Origin of the sequence: Methylobacterium sp. 1030 (assembly GCF_040544715.1) — a bacterium.
Classification (GTDB): Bacteria; Pseudomonadota; Alphaproteobacteria; order Rhizobiales; family Beijerinckiaceae; genus Methylobacterium.
Genome location: NZ_JBEPKM010000003.1, coordinates 171,836 through 192,332, shown reverse-complemented (window position 1 = coordinate 192,332; position 20,497 = coordinate 171,836). Strand labels below are relative to the sequence as shown.

General features: G+C 69.7%; 21 protein-coding genes. 8 read left to right on the top strand and 13 right to left on the bottom strand.

All coding sequences use genetic code 11. The features are described from left to right. Positions 1-6: 6 nt before the first annotated feature. Complete coding sequence (locus ABIC30_RS05440) at positions 7-1,452, bottom strand: acetamidase/formamidase family protein (RefSeq protein ID WP_020091809.1); 1,446 nt, start codon at positions 1,450-1,452, stop codon at positions 7-9. Positions 1,453-1,534: 82 nt separating this feature from the next. Then, positions 1,535-3,862: an NADP-dependent malic enzyme gene (locus ABIC30_RS05435; protein WP_354454335.1), complete on the bottom strand. Its 2,328-nt coding sequence runs from the start codon at positions 3,860-3,862 to the stop codon at positions 1,535-1,537. 66 nt (positions 3,863-3,928) lie between these two features. Between ABIC30_RS05435 and ABIC30_RS05430 the strand changes: the two genes are divergently transcribed. Both ABIC30_RS05430 and ABIC30_RS05425 read left to right on the top strand, forming a co-directional pair. Continuing rightward, on the top strand, positions 3,929-4,591 hold the full coding sequence (locus tag ABIC30_RS05430) for a CatB-related O-acetyltransferase (protein ID WP_331326441.1): 663 nt from the start codon (positions 3,929-3,931) through the stop codon (positions 4,589-4,591). Next, complete coding sequence (locus ABIC30_RS05425) at positions 4,588-4,839, top strand: DUF3297 family protein (RefSeq protein ID WP_331326440.1); 252 nt, start codon at positions 4,588-4,590, stop codon at positions 4,837-4,839. The genes ABIC30_RS05430 and ABIC30_RS05425 overlap by 4 nt, the downstream gene beginning before the upstream one ends. On the opposite strand, the gene ABIC30_RS05420 is transcribed toward ABIC30_RS05425, so the two are convergent. Genes ABIC30_RS05420 through aspS form a run of 4 tightly spaced genes read right to left on the bottom strand, consistent with a single transcriptional unit; the run spans position 4,809 to position 8,948 of the window. Further along, positions 4,809-5,141 carry a hypothetical protein gene (locus ABIC30_RS05420; RefSeq protein ID WP_331326439.1) on the bottom strand — a complete coding sequence of 111 codons (333 nt, stop codon included), beginning with the start codon at positions 5,139-5,141 and terminating at the stop codon, positions 4,809-4,811. The two genes, ABIC30_RS05425 and ABIC30_RS05420, sit on opposite strands and share 31 nt — an antisense overlap. Continuing rightward, the gene (locus tag ABIC30_RS05415) at positions 5,138-6,214 is read right to left on the bottom strand and encodes an acyltransferase family protein (protein WP_331326438.1); all 1,077 of its coding nucleotides are present in this window, start codon (positions 6,212-6,214) and stop codon (positions 5,138-5,140) included. The genes ABIC30_RS05420 and ABIC30_RS05415 overlap by 4 nt, the downstream gene beginning before the upstream one ends. Beyond that, the gene (locus ABIC30_RS05410; protein ID WP_331326437.1) at positions 6,211-7,083 is read right to left on the bottom strand and encodes a glycosyltransferase family 2 protein; all 873 of its coding nucleotides are present in this window, start codon (positions 7,081-7,083) and stop codon (positions 6,211-6,213) included. Before ABIC30_RS05410 ends, ABIC30_RS05415 begins: the two co-directional genes overlap by 4 nt. Positions 7,084-7,103: 20 nt before the next feature. Next, the gene (gene aspS / locus ABIC30_RS05405; protein WP_091978105.1) at positions 7,104-8,948 is read right to left on the bottom strand and encodes an aspartate--tRNA ligase; all 1,845 of its coding nucleotides are present in this window, start codon (positions 8,946-8,948) and stop codon (positions 7,104-7,106) included. A gap of 144 nt (positions 8,949-9,092) precedes the next feature. On the opposite strand from aspS, the gene ABIC30_RS05400 reads away from it, so the two are divergent. The 6 genes from ABIC30_RS05400 (at position 9,093) to xoxJ (ending at position 15,269) form a co-directional block, all read left to right on the top strand. After that, on the top strand, positions 9,093-9,491 hold the full coding sequence (locus ABIC30_RS05400; RefSeq protein ID WP_331326436.1) for a hypothetical protein: 399 nt from the start codon (positions 9,093-9,095) through the stop codon (positions 9,489-9,491). 93 nt (positions 9,492-9,584) lie between these two features. Further along, positions 9,585-10,772, top strand: a complete 1,188-nt coding sequence (gene rnd, locus ABIC30_RS05395; RefSeq protein WP_056522182.1) for a ribonuclease D — start codon at positions 9,585-9,587, stop codon at positions 10,770-10,772. A gap of 110 nt (positions 10,773-10,882) precedes the next feature. Continuing rightward, on the top strand, positions 10,883-11,170 hold the full coding sequence (locus ABIC30_RS05390) for a hypothetical protein (RefSeq protein WP_331326435.1): 288 nt from the start codon (positions 10,883-10,885) through the stop codon (positions 11,168-11,170). A gap of 703 nt (positions 11,171-11,873) precedes the next feature. After that, positions 11,874-13,679, top strand: a complete 1,806-nt coding sequence (xoxF1, locus tag ABIC30_RS05385; protein WP_026604740.1) for a lanthanide-dependent methanol dehydrogenase XoxF1 — start codon at positions 11,874-11,876, stop codon at positions 13,677-13,679. A gap of 133 nt (positions 13,680-13,812) precedes the next feature. Beyond that, positions 13,813-14,424: a c-type cytochrome, methanol metabolism-related gene (locus ABIC30_RS05380; RefSeq protein ID WP_020091821.1), complete on the top strand. Its 612-nt coding sequence runs from the start codon at positions 13,813-13,815 to the stop codon at positions 14,422-14,424. Continuing rightward, positions 14,424-15,269 carry a rare earth element methanol dehydrogenase accessory protein XoxJ gene (gene xoxJ, locus ABIC30_RS05375; protein ID WP_244526844.1) on the top strand — a complete coding sequence of 282 codons (846 nt, stop codon included), beginning with the start codon at positions 14,424-14,426 and terminating at the stop codon, positions 15,267-15,269. The genes ABIC30_RS05380 and xoxJ overlap by 1 nt, the downstream gene beginning before the upstream one ends. 27 nt (positions 15,270-15,296) lie before the next feature. Here the strand turns inward: xoxJ and folK are convergent, their stop codons facing one another. The 7 genes from folK to pqqC all read right to left on the bottom strand — a co-directional run bounded on the left by folK (position 15,297) and on the right by pqqC (position 20,370). Beyond that, entirely contained in the window at positions 15,297-15,767 is a 471-nt protein-coding gene (gene folK, locus ABIC30_RS05370) for a 2-amino-4-hydroxy-6-hydroxymethyldihydropteridine diphosphokinase (protein ID WP_331326434.1), read from the bottom strand. After that, on the bottom strand, positions 15,764-16,141 hold the full coding sequence (gene folB, locus ABIC30_RS05365; protein WP_331326433.1) for a dihydroneopterin aldolase: 378 nt from the start codon (positions 16,139-16,141) through the stop codon (positions 15,764-15,766). Before folB ends, folK begins: the two co-directional genes overlap by 4 nt. A 2-nt stretch (positions 16,142-16,143) precedes the next feature. Then, positions 16,144-16,980, bottom strand: a complete 837-nt coding sequence (folP, locus tag ABIC30_RS05360; protein ID WP_331326432.1) for a dihydropteroate synthase — start codon at positions 16,978-16,980, stop codon at positions 16,144-16,146. 97 nt (positions 16,981-17,077) lie between these two features. Continuing rightward, on the bottom strand, positions 17,078-17,440 hold the full coding sequence (locus ABIC30_RS05355) for a hypothetical protein (protein ID WP_091978084.1): 363 nt from the start codon (positions 17,438-17,440) through the stop codon (positions 17,078-17,080). Further along, positions 17,421-18,146, bottom strand: coding sequence for a hypothetical protein (locus tag ABIC30_RS05350; protein WP_354454329.1), 726 nt, complete (start codon positions 18,144-18,146; stop codon positions 17,421-17,423). The genes ABIC30_RS05355 and ABIC30_RS05350 overlap by 20 nt, the downstream gene beginning before the upstream one ends. Next, positions 18,143-19,288, bottom strand: a complete 1,146-nt coding sequence (gene pqqE, locus ABIC30_RS05345; RefSeq protein WP_354454327.1) for a pyrroloquinoline quinone biosynthesis protein PqqE — start codon at positions 19,286-19,288, stop codon at positions 18,143-18,145. Before pqqE ends, ABIC30_RS05350 begins: the two co-directional genes overlap by 4 nt. Continuing rightward, positions 19,285-20,370 carry a pyrroloquinoline-quinone synthase PqqC gene (gene pqqC, locus ABIC30_RS05340; RefSeq protein WP_354454326.1) on the bottom strand — a complete coding sequence of 362 codons (1,086 nt, stop codon included), beginning with the start codon at positions 20,368-20,370 and terminating at the stop codon, positions 19,285-19,287. The genes pqqE and pqqC overlap by 4 nt, the downstream gene beginning before the upstream one ends. Positions 20,371-20,497: the final 127 nt, after the last annotated feature.

The following is a 20,497-nucleotide window of genomic DNA, read 5'->3' as shown; positions in this document are numbered from 1 at the left end:
CAGGCGTCAGGCGACGCGATCGGAGAAGATCGCTTTCTTGACCACGGCGTGGACGCCCCAGTTGCCGTCCACGACCTGCGTGATCCCGAAATCGACCGCCACCGACATCAGCGAGATCGCCTCGTCCTCGGTGAGGCCCTTCGCGTGCATCAGGAACTGGCGCATCTTCCGGAAGGCGTCGCGCATGGCGAGGTCGATCGAGGATTTCTGGAAGATCGCGCTCTGCGCGTCCGGACCGAGATCCCGCAGGTAGTTCGGGTAGCTGAAGCCGGACAGAACCCAGTCGTCCCGGGTCTCGATCATCGGAAAGTCGAGCGCCTCCAGCGGCGTGCCGGGCAGGTCCGCCTTCTTGTGCAGGATGAACTGGAAGGTGCCGGTGAGCGAGCACTCGATCGCGGTGCCGCACAGTTCGGAATCGCCCTGGCTGGCGTGGGGATCGCCCACGGAGAACAGGGCGCCCGGCACCGCCACCGGGTAGTAGAGGGTCGCGCCCTTGCCGATCCGCCAGTTGTCGATGTTGCCGCCGGTGTAGCTCGGCGGGATCGTGTTCACCCGGTCGGCCTCGGCGGGCGCCACGCCCATCGTGCCGAAATGCGGCCGGATCGGCACGCGGATGCCCTTCAGGACCTCGAAGGTCTTCTGGGTCTTCGTGTGGTCCACCGGCAGGCCGGGATAGTCGATGGTCGGGTGGGAGACGCCGAACGGGTCGGTCACGCCCGGCCAGCGGAAGCTGTAGACCGCCCGGGCCCAGTCGCGCTCGCCGGTGGCGTCGACCTCGTAGATGGTCACGACCTCCCGGGGTTTATCGCCGGTGATCAGGTCGTTGTAGTGGTAGCCCCACCACGCCGCCGCGTTGCTGCCGAAGGCCAGTCCCTTGTACCTGGGATTGGCGCAGGGGCGGGGGGCGACGTCGAGGATGCGCACCTCCAGGACGTCGCCGGGCTCGGCGCCGCGGATCGCCACCGGGCCGGTGCAGATGTGCACGCCGAGGCCGCCGCCGGGGCCGACCTTGGCATCCATGGCGCCGGCCCCGCGGGGCGAGACGCCCATCTTGTCCTTGGTCCAGAGATAGACGCTCTCGGCGCCCGGATCGCCCTGGATCATGCGCTCGGCATCGTCGCTCGCCTGGTGGGTGAGCGTCTCGATCGTGACGAAGTCGCCCGAGCCGATCTCGACCTTGGGCTTGAGGCTGCGGCTGAAGAAGCCCCAGTGGACCGTCTCGGCATTCGCCGGCAGGTGGTAATGCGCCGTGGCGGCGATCTTGGCGCCGCTCGCCTGGGCCAGGGCCGGGCTCACGAGCGACGGACCGCCGGCCGCGAGGGCCGCGGCCGCGGCGCCGGTCGCCGCGAAGCCGCTCTTCAGGAAGGCGCGCCGCTCAGGCTCGAGATCCCGCCGGAACCGGCGGCGGTGCTCCTCGAAGGCGTGGCAGGTTGGATCGTCGCCCGCGCACATCGCGTCGTCTCCCGGTGGTTTCGTGGTCCCGGGGCGGGCAAGCAAATCGACGGCCACGCTGGCGGCCGCCGACGGGCGCCCCTCACTCCGAGAGCATGCCGACGCCGCCCTCCTCGGCGCGCGCGACGGCCTCGTCCGCCTGGGCCTCGACCACGGCGGCGGCCGTGACGTTGACGATGCCGCGCGCCGTCACCGACGGCGTCAGGATATGGGCGGGCTTGGCCGGGCCGATCAGGAGCGGGCCGACCGGCAGCGCGTCCGCCAGCACCTTCGCGAACTGGAAGGCGATGTTGGCGGCGTCGAGGTTCGGGAAGATCAGGACGTTGGCCGCGCCCTTGAGGCGCGAGCCTGGCAGGACACGCTCGCGCACCATCTCGTTGAGGGCGGAATCGGCCTGCATCTCACCGTCGACCTGCAGCTCGGGATTCCGCGTGTGCAGGAGCGCGAGGGCGTCGCGCATCTTCATCGCGGAGGGCGAATCCGACTGGCCGAAATCCGAGTGGCTGAGGAGCGCGATCTTCGGCGTCATCCCGAACCGGCTGACGTGGCTGGCACAGGCCTGCGCCACGTCGGCGATCTCCTCGGCGGTGGGGTTCTGGCGGACATGGGTGTCGGCCAGGAAGTAGGCGCCGTTATGCGTCACCACGAGGCTCATCGCGGCGCACTGCTCCACGCCCGGCGCGAGCCCGATCACGTCGCGGATGATGCGCAGGCGCGTCTCGAACCGGCCCTCCAGGCCGCAGATCAGCGCGTCGGCCTCGCCGCGGCGGACCGCGATGGCGCCGATCACCGTGTTGTTGGTGCGGACCAGGGTCCGGGCCGCGTCCGGCGTGATGCCGCGGCGACCGGCGACTTCCAGATAGGTCTGGACGTAGGCGCGGTAGCGGGGATCGTCCTCGGGATCGATCAGCTCGAAGTCGCGGCCGTGCACCATCGACAGGCCGAAGCGCTTCAGGCGGGTCTCGACCACCCGCGGCCGGCCGACCAGGATCGGCAGGGCGACCTTGTCCTCGACGATCGCCTGGACGGCGCGGAGCACGCGCTCGTCCTCGCCCTCGGCGTAGATCACGTGCTTGGGCTCGGCCTTCGCCTTCGAGAACAGCGGCTTCATGATCAGGCCGGACCGGTGCACGAACCGGTCGAGGCTCTCGACATAGGCGTCGAGGTCCGGGAGCGGCCGGCCGGCGACGCCGGAATCCATCGCGGCCTTGGCCACCGCCGGGGCGATGCGCAGGATCAGGCGCGGGTCGAAGGGGCTCGGGATCAGGGATTTCGGTCCGAACGGCCGGGCCTCGCCGCCGTAGGCGCGGGCGACCACGTCCGAGGTGGTCTCGTGGGCCAGGCCCGCGATCGCCTTGACGGCGGCCTTCTTCATCTCCTCGTTGATCTTGTGAGCGCCGACATCGAGCGCCCCGCGGAAGATGTAGGGGAAGCACAGGACGTTGTTGACCTGGTTCGGGAAGTCCGACCGGCCGGTGCAGATCATGGCGTCCGGCCGCTCCTTCTCGGCCAGATCCGGCATGATCTCCGGGTATGGGTTGGCGAGCGCCATGATCAGCGGCTTCTCGGCCATCTCCTTCAGGTACTCGGGCTTGAGCACGCCGCCGGCCGACAGGCCGATGAACACGTCCGCCCCCGGGATCACCTCGGCGAGCGTCCGCTTGTCGGTCTCCTGGGCGTAGACATCCTTCCACCGGTCCATCAGCTCGGCGCGGCCCTTGTAGACGACGCCCTTGATGTCGGTGACCGTGATGTTCTCGCGGGTCGCCCCGAGCGACACGAGGAGGTTGAGGCAGGCCAGAGCCGCCGCGCCGGCGCCGGACGTGACGATCCGGACGTCGGACAGGTTCTTGCCGGCGAGTTCCAGGCCGTTGAGGACGGCGGCGGCCACGATGATCGCGGTGCCGTGCTGGTCGTCGTGGAAGACCGGGATGTTCATCCGGGCCCGGCACTGCTCCTCGACCTCGAAGCACTCGGGCGCCTTGATGTCCTCGAGGTTGATGCCGCCGAAGGTCGGCTCGAGGGCGCAGACGACGTCGACGAGCTTCGACACGTCCTTCTGGTCGACCTCGATGTCGAAGACGTCGATGCCGGCGAACTTCTTGAACAGGACGGCCTTGCCCTCCATCACGGGCTTCGAGGCCAGCGGGCCGATATCGCCGAGGCCGAGCACGGCCGTGCCGTTGGACAGCACCGCCACGAGGTTCTGGCGCACCGTGAGTTCGGCGGCCTGCTGCGGGTCGTCGTGGATCGCCATGCAGGCCGCGGCGACGCCGGGCGAGTAGGCCAGGGCGAGGTCGCGCTGGTTGCCGAGCGGCTTGGTCGCCTGGATCTCCAGCTTCCCGGGCTTGGGCAGGCGGTGGTAGACGAGCGCCCCGGCCTTGAGGTCCTCGGACATGTTATCGGCCATCGCCCACGCTCCCGCTCACCTTTTTCACCGAGGACGACGCGGTCGCGCATCGCGCGGGCTCGCGTCATGACCGGTCTGTTGCACCGGCTGCGCAGGGGGCGCAACCCGCACAACGAGACCCGGATCCACCTCGCCAAGCTGGCGAGGACCCACGGGTTCTCCATAGGCGCTTATTCGTACGGGCGTCCAAAAGTCCGCTTCCCGGAGAGCGGGCGGCGGCTGACGATCGGCCGCTATTGTTCCATCGCTGACAAGGTCGAGATCCTGCTCGGCGGCGATCACCGCCTCGACTGGGCGTCGACTTATCCGTTCGCGGCGATGCGCGGGCTGTTCCCGGACGCCGCGGCGCCGGAGGATTTCCACGCCTCCCGGGGCGACGTGGTGATCGGGCACGATGTCTGGCTCGGATCGGGCTGCATGATCCTCTCGGGGGTGACCGTCGGGCACGGGGCCGTGGTGGCGGCCCGCGCCGTGGTGACCCGCGACGTGCCGGCCTACGCCGTGGTGGCGGGTAACCCGGCCAAGGTCGTGCGCCACCGCTTCGACGCGGCGACCGTCGAGGCGCTCGTGGCGGCGGCGTGGTGGGACCTCCCGCACGACGCGGTGACGCGGCTGGTGCCGCTGCTGCAGAGCGGGCGGATCGCCGACCTGCTCGCGGCGTTGCGCGCGGGCGCGGATTCCCGTACCGGCGGGGCCCGATACGAAGACCATCCGAGATCCGGACGATGACCGACACGCCCCCCGACCGCCTCGCTTCCAACCCGAACAGCCCTTTCTACGACGAGAAGGTGCTGGAGCGCGGGGTCGGTGTCCGGTTCAAGGGCGTCGAGAAGACGAACGTCGAGGAGTACTGCGTGAGCGAGGGCTGGGTCCGCCTCTCGGCCGGCAAGACCCTCGACCGAGCCGGCAACCCGATGACCGTGAAGCTGAAGGGCACCGTGGAGCCCTACTTCCGCGACCCCGCCGCGGACGTCTGATCCGCCACCCGCGCCAGGGCAGCCTCGAAGTTCCGGACGGCCTCGCGGACGAGGTTCCCGATCTGATCCGAGGAGCGCGGCCCGTCGATGACGAGGCTCGCGAGGATATCGGAGCGCCGGGCGCGCTGCTTGGCGGTGCGCCGGTGGTTCGAGACGCGCAGGTGCCAGGCGCAGTCCGGTCGCCGCAGGTAGAGGCTGTCGCCGCGCTCGTTCCGGGCGACGATCGCGAAGCCGTCCGCCTCCAGCATCCGCACCGCGCGAGCGAGCGTCTTCAGCGGCGGGAGAGGCCCGTCGGCGATCACGGCCCGGCCGGCTCGATCGTGCCGAGGCGGCGCCGCCCGAGCGCGCGCGCCTTCAGCGACAGGGCCGGCCGCTCGACCCCGTACCAGGACAGCGCCGCGACCGGCAGCGTGAGGGCGAGGGCCGGCACCAGCAGCGCGGGCCCGGAGGCGGCCGGCCACAGGGCGTGCAGGGCCTGCTGGACCGGCCAGCCGTAGAGATAGATCCCGTAGGAGAGGTCGGCCGCAGGGTCGAAAAGGCCGCGCGCGAGGGGGTCGAGGGCGAGCCAGACCACGCCGTAGGCCTCGGCGAGGAACAGAAGGGCCGGGTAGGCCGGCGTCCGCGCGAGGACGCAGGCGCCGAAGACCAGGCAGGCGAGGGCCGCCGCCGAGACACGCAGGCGGTCGCGCCACAGGTAGAGACACGCCCCGGCCGCGAAGATCAGCGGCAGGCGCAGCGCCGTCTCAGTGCCCTTGGGCAGGTCCGGACCGCGGAGACCGCAGGCGATCGTCAGGGCAAGCGCCAGGCCGGCCACGATCAGGGGCGCCGACCACCGGCGCCGGAGCAGGCCGCACAGGGCCGCGACGAGGACGCCGAGGTAGCACAGCACCTCGTACTTGAGCGTCCAGACCGTGCCGAGGGGTGCCCGGTAGGGGTGGGATTCGAAGACGCCGGGCAGGGCGGCGTTGCTCTTGAAGGTCGTCAGCGTCCCGCGGATGAACGACCACAGGACGGGATCGCGCCAGTACTCGGTGACGGGCAGGCGGGTCAGGGCCGCGCCGAGCCCGAGCGCGACGACGAGCGTCGCCGCCACGAGTCCCGGGAGGATCCGCAGGGTCCGGGCGAGGGCGTAGTCCCGGAGGCCGCGGCGGTCGCAGCTCATGGTGACCAGGAAGCCCGACACCGCGAAGAATCCGTTCACCGCGTGTTCGCCCAGCGTGTAGCCGGTGAGCCGGGCGAGGGGCTCGTCGCCGGCCGCGCCGGTCGCGACGCTGAACGCGTGGGACACCACGACGGCCAGAGCCAGCATCAGCCGCAGGCCGGTGAAGCCGTTGCGCCCGCGCGCCAGAGCGGTCACGATCGTCGGCGCACTCATCCGGTCAGACCCTCGCGGGCCAGCGCGGTCCGGCCGCGCAGGAAGGCGAGGGCGCCCGCGGCCGAGCCGCCGTAACGCTCGAGCCCGGCCCGCCGGAGGACCAGACCCGACAGCAGCGTCTTCGGCAGGTTGGCGCCCAAGACGGCGAGGCTCGGGTCCGGGAGGCCGTACTTCCGGCTGACATAGGCGCGCGACCACGCCTGATGCCAGCGCGCGCGGAACACCCGTCCCGGCTCCGGCGCCGACGATCGGCCGCGACCGTGCAGCGCCTCGGCGCGGTGGACGTGGATCAGGGCGCGGCCGCTGTCGGCCACACGCCGGCACAGGTCATCGTCCTCGTAGAACAGGAAGATGTTCTCGTCGAAGCCGCCGAGGTCGAGGAACAGGGCGCGCGGCATCATCAGGCAGGCCCCGGAGAGGAACGGCGCGCAGGCATCGCCCTGCGGCAGCGCGAGCCGGCCCGCGGGATTGGTCAGGTAGGGCGCGAGCAGGGACCGCGCCTGGAAGAAGAAGCGCCCGTCGGGTTCGACGAGGCGCGGGGCGATAAGCCCGGCATCCGGCCAGGTGCGGGCCGCGTCCAGCAGGGCGTCCACGGTGCCCGGCCGCAGCACGACGTCCGGGTTGACGACGAGGACGTGCTCCGCCGTCTCGGCCGCGCGGACGCCCCGGTTGTTGGCGCGGCCGTAGCCCTCGTTGCGGGCGTTGCGGATCACCTGCGCGCCGGCCGCCTCCGCGACCGACGCGGAGGCGTCCCGGCTGGCATTGTCCACGACGATCGCCGGCACATGCTCGCCGGCGAGCGCCGCGAGACAGGCCGGCAGCACGTCGGCGCTGTCGTGGGCGACGACGATCGCGACGAGGCTCGCCACCGCGGGGGACTATGGGCGCCTCAGGCCTTCTTCTCGGGCAGGTTGAGGCGGATGTGCAGCTCGCGCAGCTGCTTGGGGGTCGCCTCGGAGGGCGCGCCCATCATCAGGTCCTCGGCGCGCTGGTTCATCGGGAACAGCACGACCTCGCGGATGTTCGGCTCGTTGCACAGGAGCATGACGATGCGGTCCACGCCCGGCGCGATGCCGCCGTGCGGCGGGGCGCCCATGCGCAGGGCGTTGAGCATGCCGCCGAACTTCTGTTCCAGCACCTCGTGCCCGTAGCCCGCGATGGCGAAGGCCTTCTCCATCACGTCCGGACGATGGTTGCGGATCGCGCCCGAGGACAGCTCCACGCCGTTGCAGACGATGTCGTACTGGAACGCCTTGATCCCGAGGATCCGCTTGGTGTTCGCGCCGTTCTCGTCCTCGCTCGCAAGGGCGTCCAGATCGAGCGCGAGGAACTCCTCGCGGTCGATGTTCGGCATCGAGAACGGGTTGTGGGAGAAGTCGATCCGCTTCTCCTCCTCGCTCCACTCGTACATCGGGAAGTCGGTGATCCAGCAGAACGCGTACTGGTCCTTGTCGCAGAGGCCCAGCTCGTCGCCGATCCGGACGCGCGCCTTGCCGGCGAGCCCGGCCGCCTTGGCCTCCGGACCGGCGGAGAAGAACACGGCGTCGCCCGCCTTCGCGCCGGAGCGCTCGGCGATCAGGGCCTGAACCTCCGCCGGGATGAACTTGGCGATCGGTCCCTTGCCGGTGAGCGCGCCGTTCTCCTCCTCGAACACGACGTAGCCGAGGCCGGGCGCGCCCTCGGAGCGGGCCCAGTCGTTGAGCTTGTCGAAGAACGAGCGCGGCTGGCTCGCCGCCCCGGTCGCCGGGATCGCCCGGACGACGCCGCCGGAGGCGACCACGCCCTTGAACGCCTTGAACGCCACGTCCTCGCGGGCGAACAGGTCGGAGACGTCGGCGATGATCAGCGGGTTGCGCAGGTCCGGCTTGTCGACGCCGTACTTCAGCATCGAGTCCGCGTAGGTGATCCGCGGGAATTCCTTGGTGACGCGCTTGCCCTCGGCGAACTCCTCGAACACGCCGCGCAGCACCGGCTCCACCGCCTGGAACACGTCCTCCTGGGTGACGAAGCTCATCTCGATGTCGAGCTGGTAGAACTCGCCCGGCGAGCGGTCGGCGCGGGCGTCCTCGTCGCGGAAGCACGGGGCGATCTGGAAGTAGCGGTCGAAGCCCGCGATCATCGTCAGTTGCTTGAACTGCTGCGGCGCCTGCGGGAGCGCGTAAAACTTGCCGGGATGGACGCGCGACGGCACGAGGTAGTCGCGGGCGCCCTCGGGCGAGGAGGCTGTCAGGATCGGGGTCTGGAACTCGAAGAAGCCGCCGTCCCGCATCCGGCGGCGGAGCGAGTCGATGATCGCGCCGCGCTTCATGATGTTGGCGTGGAGCTTCTCCCGGCGCAGGTCGAGGAAGCGGTACCGGAGCCGCGTCTCCTCCGGATACTCGAGGTCTCCGAAGACCGGCAGCGGCAGCTCGCCCGCCGGCCCCAGCACCTCGAGGTCGTCGATGTAGACCTCGACCGCGCCGGTCGGCAGCTCGGCATTCTCGGTGCCGGCCGGGCGCGTGCGCACGCGCCCGTCGATCCGCACGACCCATTCCGAGCGCACGGCCTCGGCGGCCTTGAAGGCCGGGGAATCGGAATCGATCACGCACTGGGTCAGGCCGTAATGGTCCCGCAGATCGACGAACAGCACGCCCCCGTGGTCGCGGATGCGGTGGCACCAGCCGGAGAGGCGGACACTCTGCCCGACATCGGACGGGCGGAGCGCCCCGCAGGTGTGGGAACGGTAACGGTGCATGACGGGCTTCTTCTGTGGGAAGGCCGGCACCATTCACGCGAGGCCCCCCAAGTCAAGCGCGGGGCGCGCAGAACGGCGCCGAAAGCCGCGCGCGACTCGCCCGCCGGCCTACCGCAGGAGACCCCGAATCCCCATATCATCTCCATGAATGACAACCTCTTTTTCGATCTGGAGCGCCCCGCGAAGGCGGCGCCCGAACGCACCGCTGCCGGGTGGCGGACGCTGCCCCTCGAGGGCCGTTTCGACCTCGTCTACGAGGACGCGGCCGGGGCCTGGAGCAACCGCTCCCTCGACGCCCGCGAGCTCAGGCTCGGGCCGGGGCGGACGCTGCTCGGCGGCATCGATGCCCGGCGCGGCGGCTATCGCGGGTTCCGGGTCGACCGGATCCGCCGCCTCGTCGACGGGGCCACCGGCGAGCGGATCGAGACCGGCATCCTCGACCGCCTGCTCGCGCGCGCCGAGGCGCAGCGTCGGGCCGACGCGCTGCGGATCCGCCGGCAGGCGCGGGCGCGCCGGAAGGCGGAGGTCGCGGCCGTGGCGTGATCGCGGTCATCGGGCCGCGCCTGAACGCGTGAAAGATGGGGACCTGCGAAGCCGCGTCTCCCCATGTCCGCCGCGGTTGCGTATAGCCGGTGCATGGACCTGATCACCACCACTGACGCGCTGCGCCAGATCTGCACACGTCTCGCCGAGCAGCCCTTCGTGACCGTCGACACGGAGTTCATGCGCGAGACGACGTATTATCCGAAACTGTGCCTGATCCAGATGGCGGCACCGGACGGGACCGGCGTCCTGGTGGATCCGCTGGCGCCGGGGATCGACCTCGGGCCGTTCATCGCCCTCATGGCCGACGAGGGCACCGTCAAGGTGTTCCACTCCGCCCGCCAGGACCTGGAGATCATCTGGCTGATCGGCGGGATCCTGCCGCACCCGTTCTTCGACACGCAGGTCGCCGCCATGGTCTGCGGCTACGGCGATTCCGTCTCGTACGAGCAGCTCGTCAACGACGTCGCGAAGGCCAAGATCGATAAGTCCTCCCGCTTCACCGACTGGTCGCGGCGCCCGCTCTCGGAGGCGCAGCTGACCTACGCGCTGTCCGACGTCACCCACTTGGTGAAGATCTACGAAGTCCTCGTCGCCGAGCTGCTGCGGACCGACCGCGGCGCGTGGCTCGACGAGGAGATGGCGGTGCTGACGTCTCCCGAGACCTACCGCGCCGATCCCGCGCAGGCGTGGCGCCGCCTCTCCGGCCGCATGCGCAAGCCGCGGGAGATCGCCGTGCTGATGGAGGTCGCGGCCTGGCGCGAGAGCGAGGCGCAGACGCGCAACGTGCCGCGCGGGCGCGTCCTGAAGGACGAGGCGGTCATCGATATCGCGTCGGCGGCGCCGCGGAGCGCGGAGGCGCTCGGACGGCTGCGGACGATCCCGGCGGGCTTCGAGCGCTCCCGGACCGGGGCCGACATCGTCGCCGCCGTGGAGCGCGGTCTCGCCCGCGACACGAGCGCCGTCCGGATGCCCGAGCGCGTGCGGCGGAGCGGCGGCAACGGCGCGATCGTCGAGCTGCTGAAGGTCCTGCTGAAGGCGGTCTGCGAGGCCGAGGGCGTGGCGCCGAAGATCATCGCCACGGTCGACGATCTGGAGGCGGTCGCCGACGACGACGACGCCGAGGTCCCGGCGCTGCAGGGCTGGCGCCGGACGCTGTTCGGCGAGAAGGCGCTGGCGCTGAAGCAGGGACGGCTGGCCCTCTCGGTCGAGTCCGGTCGCATCGTGGTCCGTCCCCTGGAAGCCGAACCTGTCGGCGGCGGCGCCGACCCGGACCGATGACGCCGCGGCGGCACTGACCGCACAATCCGCACTGGCGGGCGTGACTCGCCGCGGGTCCGGGATTAAATGGCAATTCGGTTGCCGCTTAATCCCGCCCCTGCGTCCCGCGTATGTTCGAGCCGAACGAGATCCTCAAGACGCTGACCGGGCGCGGTCTCGTGTTGGCCGAAGGGTGTGAGGCCGTCCGCGTCCGCTACCGGGTCGTGGTCGAGAGGCGCGAAGGCGGTGTCGTCGCCTACGGCAATCTGTACGGCAGCTATGCGGGCCTGCGACCGGTCTGGCTCGAGCCCGATGCCCAGCTCCGCCTGTCCAACGGCCGTCGCCTCAACATCTCCGTGACCGACTTGGTCGGCGACACGGCCGAGTTCGAGAGCACCGGGCCGGTCGGCGCGGTCTGACGCCGGCAAGAGCCGTTCCGCAGATCCTGAAAGAGACCTCCTGGTCCGCGCGCGCGACCCATCCCGATTCTCAAAATCGGGATGATTCGGCAATTTGTCGCGCGCGAACCCCACCGATCACGCGGGGATCCGCGGAAAAACGGGATGCGGCGACTGGGCGCACAGCGGGCTTTCGGGAAAATTCGGCAACTCATAGCCGCCGAAGCGTCTTGCAGTGCAGTCCGCGGACCCGCAACGGCCGCGCGCCCGGGCGCGCCTGAATCCCGCCCACCGCGCGGGGGACGCATGCTTAAGCGCAGCAAAGCTCGCCTGTTTGCAAGGTCTGCATGGGAAACGGACACAACCCCGTGAGACCGAGGCCAGAGCAGGCAGCATCTCTTGTGCGTCGCAACATTTCTTTTCGCAAACGCATGACATCCGTCGTGCCTGTGTCACCCGAAAAGAAGCTTTCACCGTGTGCCCACAGGCCTCGAACAGCGAGTTGACGGCGCTCAAAAATCTCTTAAGGTCCGGGCAAGCCTCGGTTTCGAGGGAGACGCCTCAGGGATGGCGGCTCCTGGCTAGGGGATCAGTAGATCTCCTCGAAGTCCACTATGCCCGCTACCGAGGCGTCCATCCCTGTCGCAAACAGTCAGGTCGGAGTCCGAGCGACGCCACTCTCTTCGCGCGCCGTGAGAACTCTCAAGACTTGTCGGAGGAACCCATGAGAGCGGTACATCTCCTTGCGCTCGGCGCAGGTGTCGCGGCCGTCGCCGCGCCGGCGCTGGCCAATGAAAGCGTCATGAAGGGCATCGCCAACCCGGCGGAACAGGTTCTTCAGACGGTAGACTACGCGAATACGCGCTACTCGAAGCTCGATCAGATCAACGCCAAGAACGTCAAGGACCTGCAGGTCGCCTGGACGTTCTCGACCGGCGTGCTGCGCGGCCACGAGGGCTCGCCGCTCGTCGTCGGCAACATGATGTACGTGCACACGCCGTTCCCGAACATCGTGTACGCCCTCGACCTCGACCACGACGCGAAGATCGTCTGGAAGTACGAGCCGAAGCAGGATCCGTCCGTGATCCCGGTCATGTGCTGTGACACGGTCAACCGTGGTCTGGCCTACGCCGACGGCGCCATCCTCCTGCACCAGGCCGACACCACCCTCGTGTCGCTCGACGCCAAGACCGGCAAGGTCAACTGGTCGGTCGTGAACGGCGACCCGAAGAAGGGCGAGACCAACACCGCGACGGTTCTGCCGGTCAAGGACAAGGTCATCGTCGGCATCTCGGGCGGCGAGTTCGGCGTGCAGTGCCACGTCACCGCCTACGACCTGAAGACCGGCAAGAAGGTGTGGCGCGGCTACTCCGAGGGCCCGGACGATCAGCTGATCGTCGACCCGGAGAAGACCACCTCGCTCGGCAAGCCGATCGGCAAGGATTCCTCGCTGAAGACCTGGGAAGGCGATCAGTGGAAGACCGGCGGCGGCTGCACCTGGGGCTGGTTCTCGTACGACCCCAAGCTCGACCTGATGTACTACGGCTCGGGCAACCCCTCGACCTGGAACCCCAAGCAGCGTCCGGGCGACAACAAGTGGTCCATGACCATCTGGGCGCGTAACCCGGACACCGGCATGGCCAAGTGGGTCTACCAGATGACCCCCCACGACGAGTGGGACTACGACGGCATCAACGAGATGATCCTCACGGATCAGAAGATCGACGGCAAGGAGCAGCCGCTCCTGACCCACTTCGACCGTAACGGCTTCGGCTACACGCTGAACCGCGCGGACGGCACCCTCCTCGTCGCCGAGAAGTTCGACCCGGCCGTCAACTGGGCGACCAAGGTCGACATGGACAAGGGCTCGAAGAACTACGGCCGGCCGCTGGTCGTGTCGAAGTACTCGACCGAGCAGAACGGTGAGGACACCAACTCCAAGGGCATCTGCCCGGCGGCGCTGGGCACCAAGGATCAGCAGCCTGCGGCCTTCTCGCCGAAGACCAACCTGTTCTACGTGCCCACCAACCACGTCTGCATGGACTACGAGCCGTTCCGGGTGACCTACACCCCGGGCCAGCCCTACGTCGGTGCGACCCTCTCGATGTACCCGGCCCCGAACTCGCACGGCGGCATGGGCAACTTCATCGCGTGGGACGGCGTCAACGGCAAGATCAAGTGGACGAACCCCGAGCAGTTCTCGGTGTGGTCCGGTGCTCTGGCCACCGCTGGCGACGTCGTGTTCTACGGCACGCTTGAGGGCTACCTGAAGGCGGTCGACGACAAGACCGGCAAGGAGCTGTTCAAGTTCAAGACCCCGTCGGGCATCATCGGCAACGTGATGACCTACCAGCACAAGGGCAAGCAGTACGTGGGCGTCCTCTCGGGCGTCGGCGGCTGGGCCGGCATCGGCCTCGCGGCCGGCCTGACCGACCCGAACGCCGGCCTCGGCGCGGTGGGTGGCTACGCGGCTCTGTCGCAGTACACCAACCTCGGCGGTCAGCTGACGGTCTTCGCCCTGCCGAACTAATCGGCCGCAGGGTTTGAAGTGAAAAATGGTGCCGGCGCGGGTTCCCGCGCCGGCATCCTTGTGATTAGACTTTCTCGCAAGAGGCTGCGTCTCGGAGGGAGACCAAGAGCCTCGATCAAGGGAGACACATGCGTTGCTCAACCTCAGCAAGATCGTAACGCGGCCGGTTATCGCCGCCCTCGCCCTAGCGACCGTCTCGACGGTTGCCGTACATGCTGAGGATGCCAAGCCCGCCGACCCCAAGCTGGCGAATTCGCTCAACGCGAACGACAAGACCGCCGAGCAGGATGACAAGCTCCTGAAGAAGGACGCGGCCGTGAAGGTCGACGACGGCAAGTACTTCGACGCCGAGGGCCACCCGACGTTCCACGTGACCCAGGACGGCAAGATGCTCGACTGGTACACCTACTCGGGCTACCGCCGCTATCACGCCGAGTGCCACGTCTGCCACGGCCCGGACGGCATGGGCTCGACCTACGCGCCGGCCCTCAAGGACTCGCTGAAGCACCTCTCCTACGAGGAGTTCATCGGCATCCTGGCGGGCGGCAAGCAGGAAGTGAACGCCGCCGAGCAGAAGGTCATGCCGGCCTTCGGCGACAACAAGAACGTCATGTGCTACTCGGACGACCTCTACGTCTACCTCAAGGCGCGCGCCTCCGGCGCGATCGGGCGTATCCGTCCCTCCGAGCACGAGGGCAAGCCCGAGACCGCCAAGAAGGCTGAGAAGGAATGCATGGGCGGCTGATGTCGTCTCCTGCCCGGATCGCCGTTCTCTGCGCCCTGACTGTCTTCGGGGCGCAGGGCGCACTCGCCCAGCATCTGCCGGATACCGTCACCACGGACGTGCTGCGCGTCTGCGGTGATCCGGGCAACATGCCGTTCTCCGAACGCAAGGAGGACGGCTTCGAGAACAAGATCGCGGCGATCATCGCCGACGAGCTGAAGATCAAGGTCCGCTACTACTGGCTGACGCAGGGTCCGGGCTTCGTGCGCAACACGCTCGGAACCGGCCTCTGCGACGTCATCATGGGCCAGGCCTTCGGAAGCGACCTCGTCCAGACCACCAATCCCTATTATCGATCGGCCTACACGCTGGTCACCCGCGCGGGCGAACTCGACGGTGTGACGGCCCTCGACGACCCGCGGCTGAAGGGCAAGAGCATCGGCGTGATCGCCGGGACGCCGCCGGTCAACCGGATGGGCGAACTGGGCCTCGTCTCGGCCATGAAGGCCTACGCGCCCTACCAGCTCGACCCGTCCCGCAAGCACCAGACGGTCGCTGCCGAGATCGTCGCGGCCCTGGCCGCGAAGGAGATCGACGCGGCCGTCCTCTGGGGCCCGGCGGCGGGCTGGCTCGCCAAGCAGTCCGGCACGCCCATGAGCGTCGTGCCGCTGCTGAAGGAGCCGGAGCGTCCGCCGATGGCGTACCGGATCGCCATGGGTGTCCGGATCGGCGAGAACGACTGGAAGCGCTCGCTGAACACCATCCTGCGCAAGCGCAAGGCCGACATCGACAAGGTCCTTCGCGACTACGACGTGCCGCTCCTCGACGAGGAAGAGAACAAGCTCGTCGCCCCCGGCGAGCGCTGACGCGCAGCGCCGCGGCGCGCGCCGCCATCAGGCGCGCGCGATACCGGTCGAGTCGAGCTTCGCCAGGGCGTCCACCACGCACTCGCCGCCGATGACGAGGTCGGGCGCGATCTCCGCCAGCGGGACGAGCACGAAGGCCCGCTCGCGCACGTAGCGGTGCGGCAGGACGAGGCGCGCGTCGTCGATGCTGGCGCCCTCGTAGGCCAGGACGTCGATGTCGATCACACGGGGTCCCCAGCGCTCCTCGCGGATCCGGCCGAGGTCGTGCTCCACCCGGAGGCAGGCGTCGAGCAGCCCGTGCGGATCGAGGTCGGTCTCGACCGCCACGGCCCCGTTCAGGAACCACGGCTGATCGGTCTTTCCCCAGGGCGGGGTCCGGTAGTCGGCCGAGCGCGCCACGACGTCGATGCCCGGGATCGCGGCGAGACCGGTGACCGCGCGGTCGAGCATCGCGGCCATGTCGCCGACATTGCTGCCGATGCCGAGATACGCCCTCATCGACCGGCTCCGCGGCGGCGCGTGATCGCGACGCCGACGCTGTCCAGGATGGCGGGGACGGGCGCGCTCGGCTTGTCGACCTGAACGGTGATGGCGTCGACCTGCGCGAAGCGCGCGAGGATCTCCGCGGCGACCGTCTCGGCCAGGGCCTCGATCAGGTTGAACCGGCGCTCGGTGGCGATCGCGACCGCCACCGCCGTGAGATCCGCGTAGCTCACCGTGCCGGCCACGTCGTCGGAGCGGCCCGCCGGGCCGAGATCGAGTTCCGCTTCCAGGGAGATGTAGAAGCGCTGACCGAGCACCGCCTCCTCGGCCAGCACGCCGTGCCGGCCGAACACGGCGATCCGGGTGACGCGGATCAGGTCGCCCGGCATGCTCAGCGCGCCTCCGGCCGCATCACGGCGTCGACGACGCGCATCGCGTCGATATGTGCGGCCACGTCGTGCACGCGCACGATGTCGGCCCCGAGGGTCGCCGCGACGGCGTGGGCGGCGAGGGACCCGTGCAGGCGGTCCGCCGGACGGGTCTCGCGGTCGTGCAGGCGTCCGAGGAGCGACTTGCGCGAGACGCCGACGAGGACCGGAAAGCCGAGGGCGCGGATCTCGGGCAGCCGCCGCAGCGCCTCGAGATGCTGATTCCAGGTCTTGCCGAACCCGACCCCCGGGTCGAGCACGATCTCGGAATCCGCGAGGCCCGCCCGGTGGGCGATCGCGAGGGACCGCTCGAAGAAGGCCAGCATGTCGGCGACGATGTCGAGCTCCGGCTCGATCGTCTCGCGGTTGTGCATGATGATGACCGGCGCGCCGTGGGCGGCCGCGACGTTGGCGATGTCGGGCTCGCGCTGGAGGCCCCAGACGTCGTTCACGATCCGCGCGCCGGCCTCGAGCGCGGCGCGCGCCGTCGAGGCCTTGTAGGTGTCGATCGAGATCGGCACCGGCAGCCGCGGCGCCACGGCGCGGAGGACCGGCACGACGCGCGCCTGCTCCTCCTCGGCGGGGACCGGAACGTGGCCGGGCCGCGTCGATTCCCCGCCGACGTCGAGGATCGCCGCCCCCTCGGCGACCAGCCGCTCGGCCTGGGCCACGGCCTCGGCCTCCCCGGCGAACAGCCCGCCGTCGGAGAAGGAATCGGGCGTGACGTTGAGGATGCCCATGACCAGCGTGCGGCCGCCGAGCGCCGGCAGCAGGTCGGACAGGCGGGAAGAGGGGGTCACAGGCGGGTCCCGTTCACGAGCGCGGTTCGGGAGCCGGTGTGCGCGAATCGGGAGGCCGGCGCAACGCCGGCCTCGCCGTGCGGCTCAGACCTGCCCGTCAGCCGTGGTAGCAGCGGATCTCGGCCTCGGCCTGGGCGCGGCGCAGCTCCGCGACCTTGTCGTCGAAGATCTTGGTCGACTTGAACTCGTTCGCCCGGTTGCCGATGCCCTGCCGCATCGAGAGCACCGTGCTCGCCTGAACGTACTTGTCGTAGGGGAGGATCGCGGCGAGTTGGTCCAGCGAGCACGAGCATTTCTGCAGGCTCTCGCGGGTCTGGCCGTTGGCGGCCATGCAGCCGAACACGTAGTCGACCCGCGCGTCGGTCGGGTAGTCGTTCTCCTCGGCGGCCCAGCCGGTAAGGCCCGACAGCGTGAGGGCGAGGGCGGCCAGCGCGCCCCGTTCAGCCAGCCTTCTGATCATAGCTCAGCTTCTCCTCCAGCAGTTCGCCGCCGTCGGGGCTCTTCGACGACGCCTCGATCGAGACGATCTCGCCCGGGACCGAGGGCGCGGTCACGAAGGTATAGGTCATGTCGTCCATGCCGCGCATGCGCTGCGCCATCGAGTCGCCCGCGAACGGCTTCGTGACCACGCGCCAGCCGTCGACCTCGCGGCCGCCGATATCCACCTTGGTCGGCGTCACCGTCGCCTTCTCGCGCAGGCCCTTGCGGATCGCGAGCTTGAGGTAGCGCGGGTTCGCCTCCAGCACCTTCGCGACGGCCCGGAGATGGTTCTCGAGGAAGAGCGAGACGACCGGGTTGCCCGCCATGTCCTCGAACGGGCCGGCCGGCATCCGGTTCAGCCCGGAGAACATCACGACGCTGATGTCGCGGCCCTCGGCGGTCTTTCCGGGCGTCACCTTCAGCTGGATCGTGTCCTCGAGCGGCGCCCCGAACGGCCCCTTCGAGATCCCCGAGCGGCGCAGGTAATCGTAGGTCAGCGTCGAGCCCGCGGCCGTGTTCTTCATGTGCGGCTGGTCGAACAGCAGATCCGCCGCGGAGGGCGGGGCGGCGGCGTTCGCCGGGGTGACGGTGGCGGGCTTCGGCGCGTCCTCGGCGAGGGCCGGCAGCGCGGCCAGAGCCAGCGCGACCGACGTCGCGGCGAGGCCCCTCACGGCAAGACTTCTCACGAGTTCACTTCCTCCTTGAGCGGCGACCGGACGTTGCTGCCGATCGTCCGGTAGACGTAGTCGGGCGGGTTCTCGGCCGCCTCCTCGGTGGCGAGCGCCCGCACCTTGGCGTGGAGCGGCGAGAGCGAGCAGGCCGGGTCCGTGGCGGCCGCGTCGCCGGCGAGCGCGAGCGCCTGGCAGCGGCAGCCGCCCCAGTCCTTCTCGCGCCGGTCGCAGGAGCGGCAGGGCTCCTTCATCCAGTCGGTGCCGCGATAGGCCGTGAAGGCCGGCGAGTCGCGCCAGATCTCGCCGAGCGAGCGGTCGTTGACGTTCCAGAACTCCAGCCCCGGGATCGTCTCGGCCGCGTGGCAGGGCAGGACCTTGCCCTGGGGCGTGACGTTCATCAGCTTGCGGCCCCAGCCGCCCGCGCAGGCCTTCGGGTACTTCGCGTAATAGTCGGGCACGACGAGGTCGATGACGAGCTGGCCCTTCAGGCGCTCCCGGGCCGCCTCGACGATCCGGATCGATTCGTCGACCTGCGCCTTGTCGGGCATCAGGGCGGCGCGGTTGACGTAGGCCCAGCCGTAATACTGCGTGTGCGCCACCTCGAGCCGCTTGGCGCCCATCCTCACCGCGAGATCGATGAAGCCCGCCACCTCGTGGATGTTGCCGCGGTGGATCACCGAGTTCAGCGTGAGGGGAAGGCCGAGCGCGACCACCTTGGCGGCGAACTCGAACTTCTGCGGCTGGGCGTTCTTCAGGCCGCCGATCTTCTCGGCGTTCTGCGCGTCGACGCCCTGCACCGAGAGCTGCACGTGGTCGAGCCCGACATCGTAGAGTGCCTGCAGCTTCCCCAGCGCCCCGCCGACGCCGGACGTGATCAGGTTCGAGTACAGGCCGAGATCGGCACAGGTCTTGGTGATCTCGACGATGTCGTTGCGCGCCGTCGGCTCGCCGCCGGACAGGTGCACGTGCAGGACGCCGAGCGCCGCGGCCTCCCCGAGCACGCGCTGCCACGTCTGCGTGTCGAGCTCGCCCGACCGCCGGTCGAGCTCGAGCGGGTTCGAGCAGTACGGGCAGCGCAGCGGGCAGCGGTGGGTCAGCTCGGCGAGCAGACCGACCGGGGCCGGCGCGTCGGGGCGGTTCGGCGTCAGCGCGTTCATCGCTCGAGAACCCGTTTCTCCGCGAGGCCGTCGAGCATCACCAGGATGTCGGCCTCGATGGCGCGGGGATCGGCCGCGTAGGTCTTGCCCAGCTCGTCCGCGATGTCGGCGACGCTCCGCGCGCCGTCCACGAGCTTCAGGACCGCCACGGCGTTGTCGTCGAGGTCGAAGGTGCGCTCGGGGGCGAGCAGGACCCACTTGCCGCGGGTCTCGTCGTTGCGCAGCCGGACGCCGCGCGGCAGCCGCGGACGGTCGCCGGCCGCCATCTTCCCGCCGGCCGCTTCAGGCTTGGCCCGAGACGCCTCGGCCACCAGACCCTCGCCGGGCTGCCACGCGTCCGGCGGGACCATGCCGGGCGCCACGTAGGCGAAGTACAGGGCGTCGAGCTGCGTCCACAGCACGGTGCACTTGAACGTCAACGCCGCCATCGCCTGCCGCTGCAGCTCCGGCGTCGTGGCGTGCTGCTTGACGTAGTCCAGGGCGAAGTCCGCGTCCCGCGGCGCCTGGGTCAGGCGCTTGTCGAAATAGGCCAGCGTGTCCTTGGTGATGAAGTCGTAGTTCTTCAGCATCCCGGCCACGCGCTCGGAGATGATCGTCGGCGAGAACATCTCGGTCAGCGACGAGGCGATCGCCTCCAGGAGCGTCCGCTCGGAGACGAAGTGGACGTAGGCCTCGACCGAGAACTTCGTGGCCGACAGGATGCCGCGGGTCGACAGCACGTAGTCGCGGTCGAAGCCGACGCCCTCGGCCAGCTTGAGCCAGCGCTCGATGCCGCCGTCACCCTCGTGGTCGCCGTCGTGGTCGACGATCCGCTGGCGCCAGATCCGCCGCAGCGACGCGTCGGTCATCCGCGCCAGCACGGCGGCGTCCTTCACCGGAATCATCGCTTGGTAGTAGTAGCGATTCAGCGCCCAGGCCCGGACCTGGTCCTTCGACAGCTTGCCGTCGTGCAGCAGCCGGTGGAACGGGTGCAGGTTGTGGTAGCGGCGCGCGCCGATGTCGCGCAGGGCCGCCTCCAGTTCCTCGGGACTCAGGAGACGCTGGCTGTCGGCGGCATCGGGGGTCGGGAAAATGGCGTTCATGGCGTGTCCGGCGTCCGTCCTCAGGTCGCGTTTCCTGTGTTCCGATCCCGCCCTCGTGCGCGGGGCGACTGTCCGGGCTCAGCCACGATATAGTGCCGTCCCCCCGGGCGCCCAACCATCGCCGGCG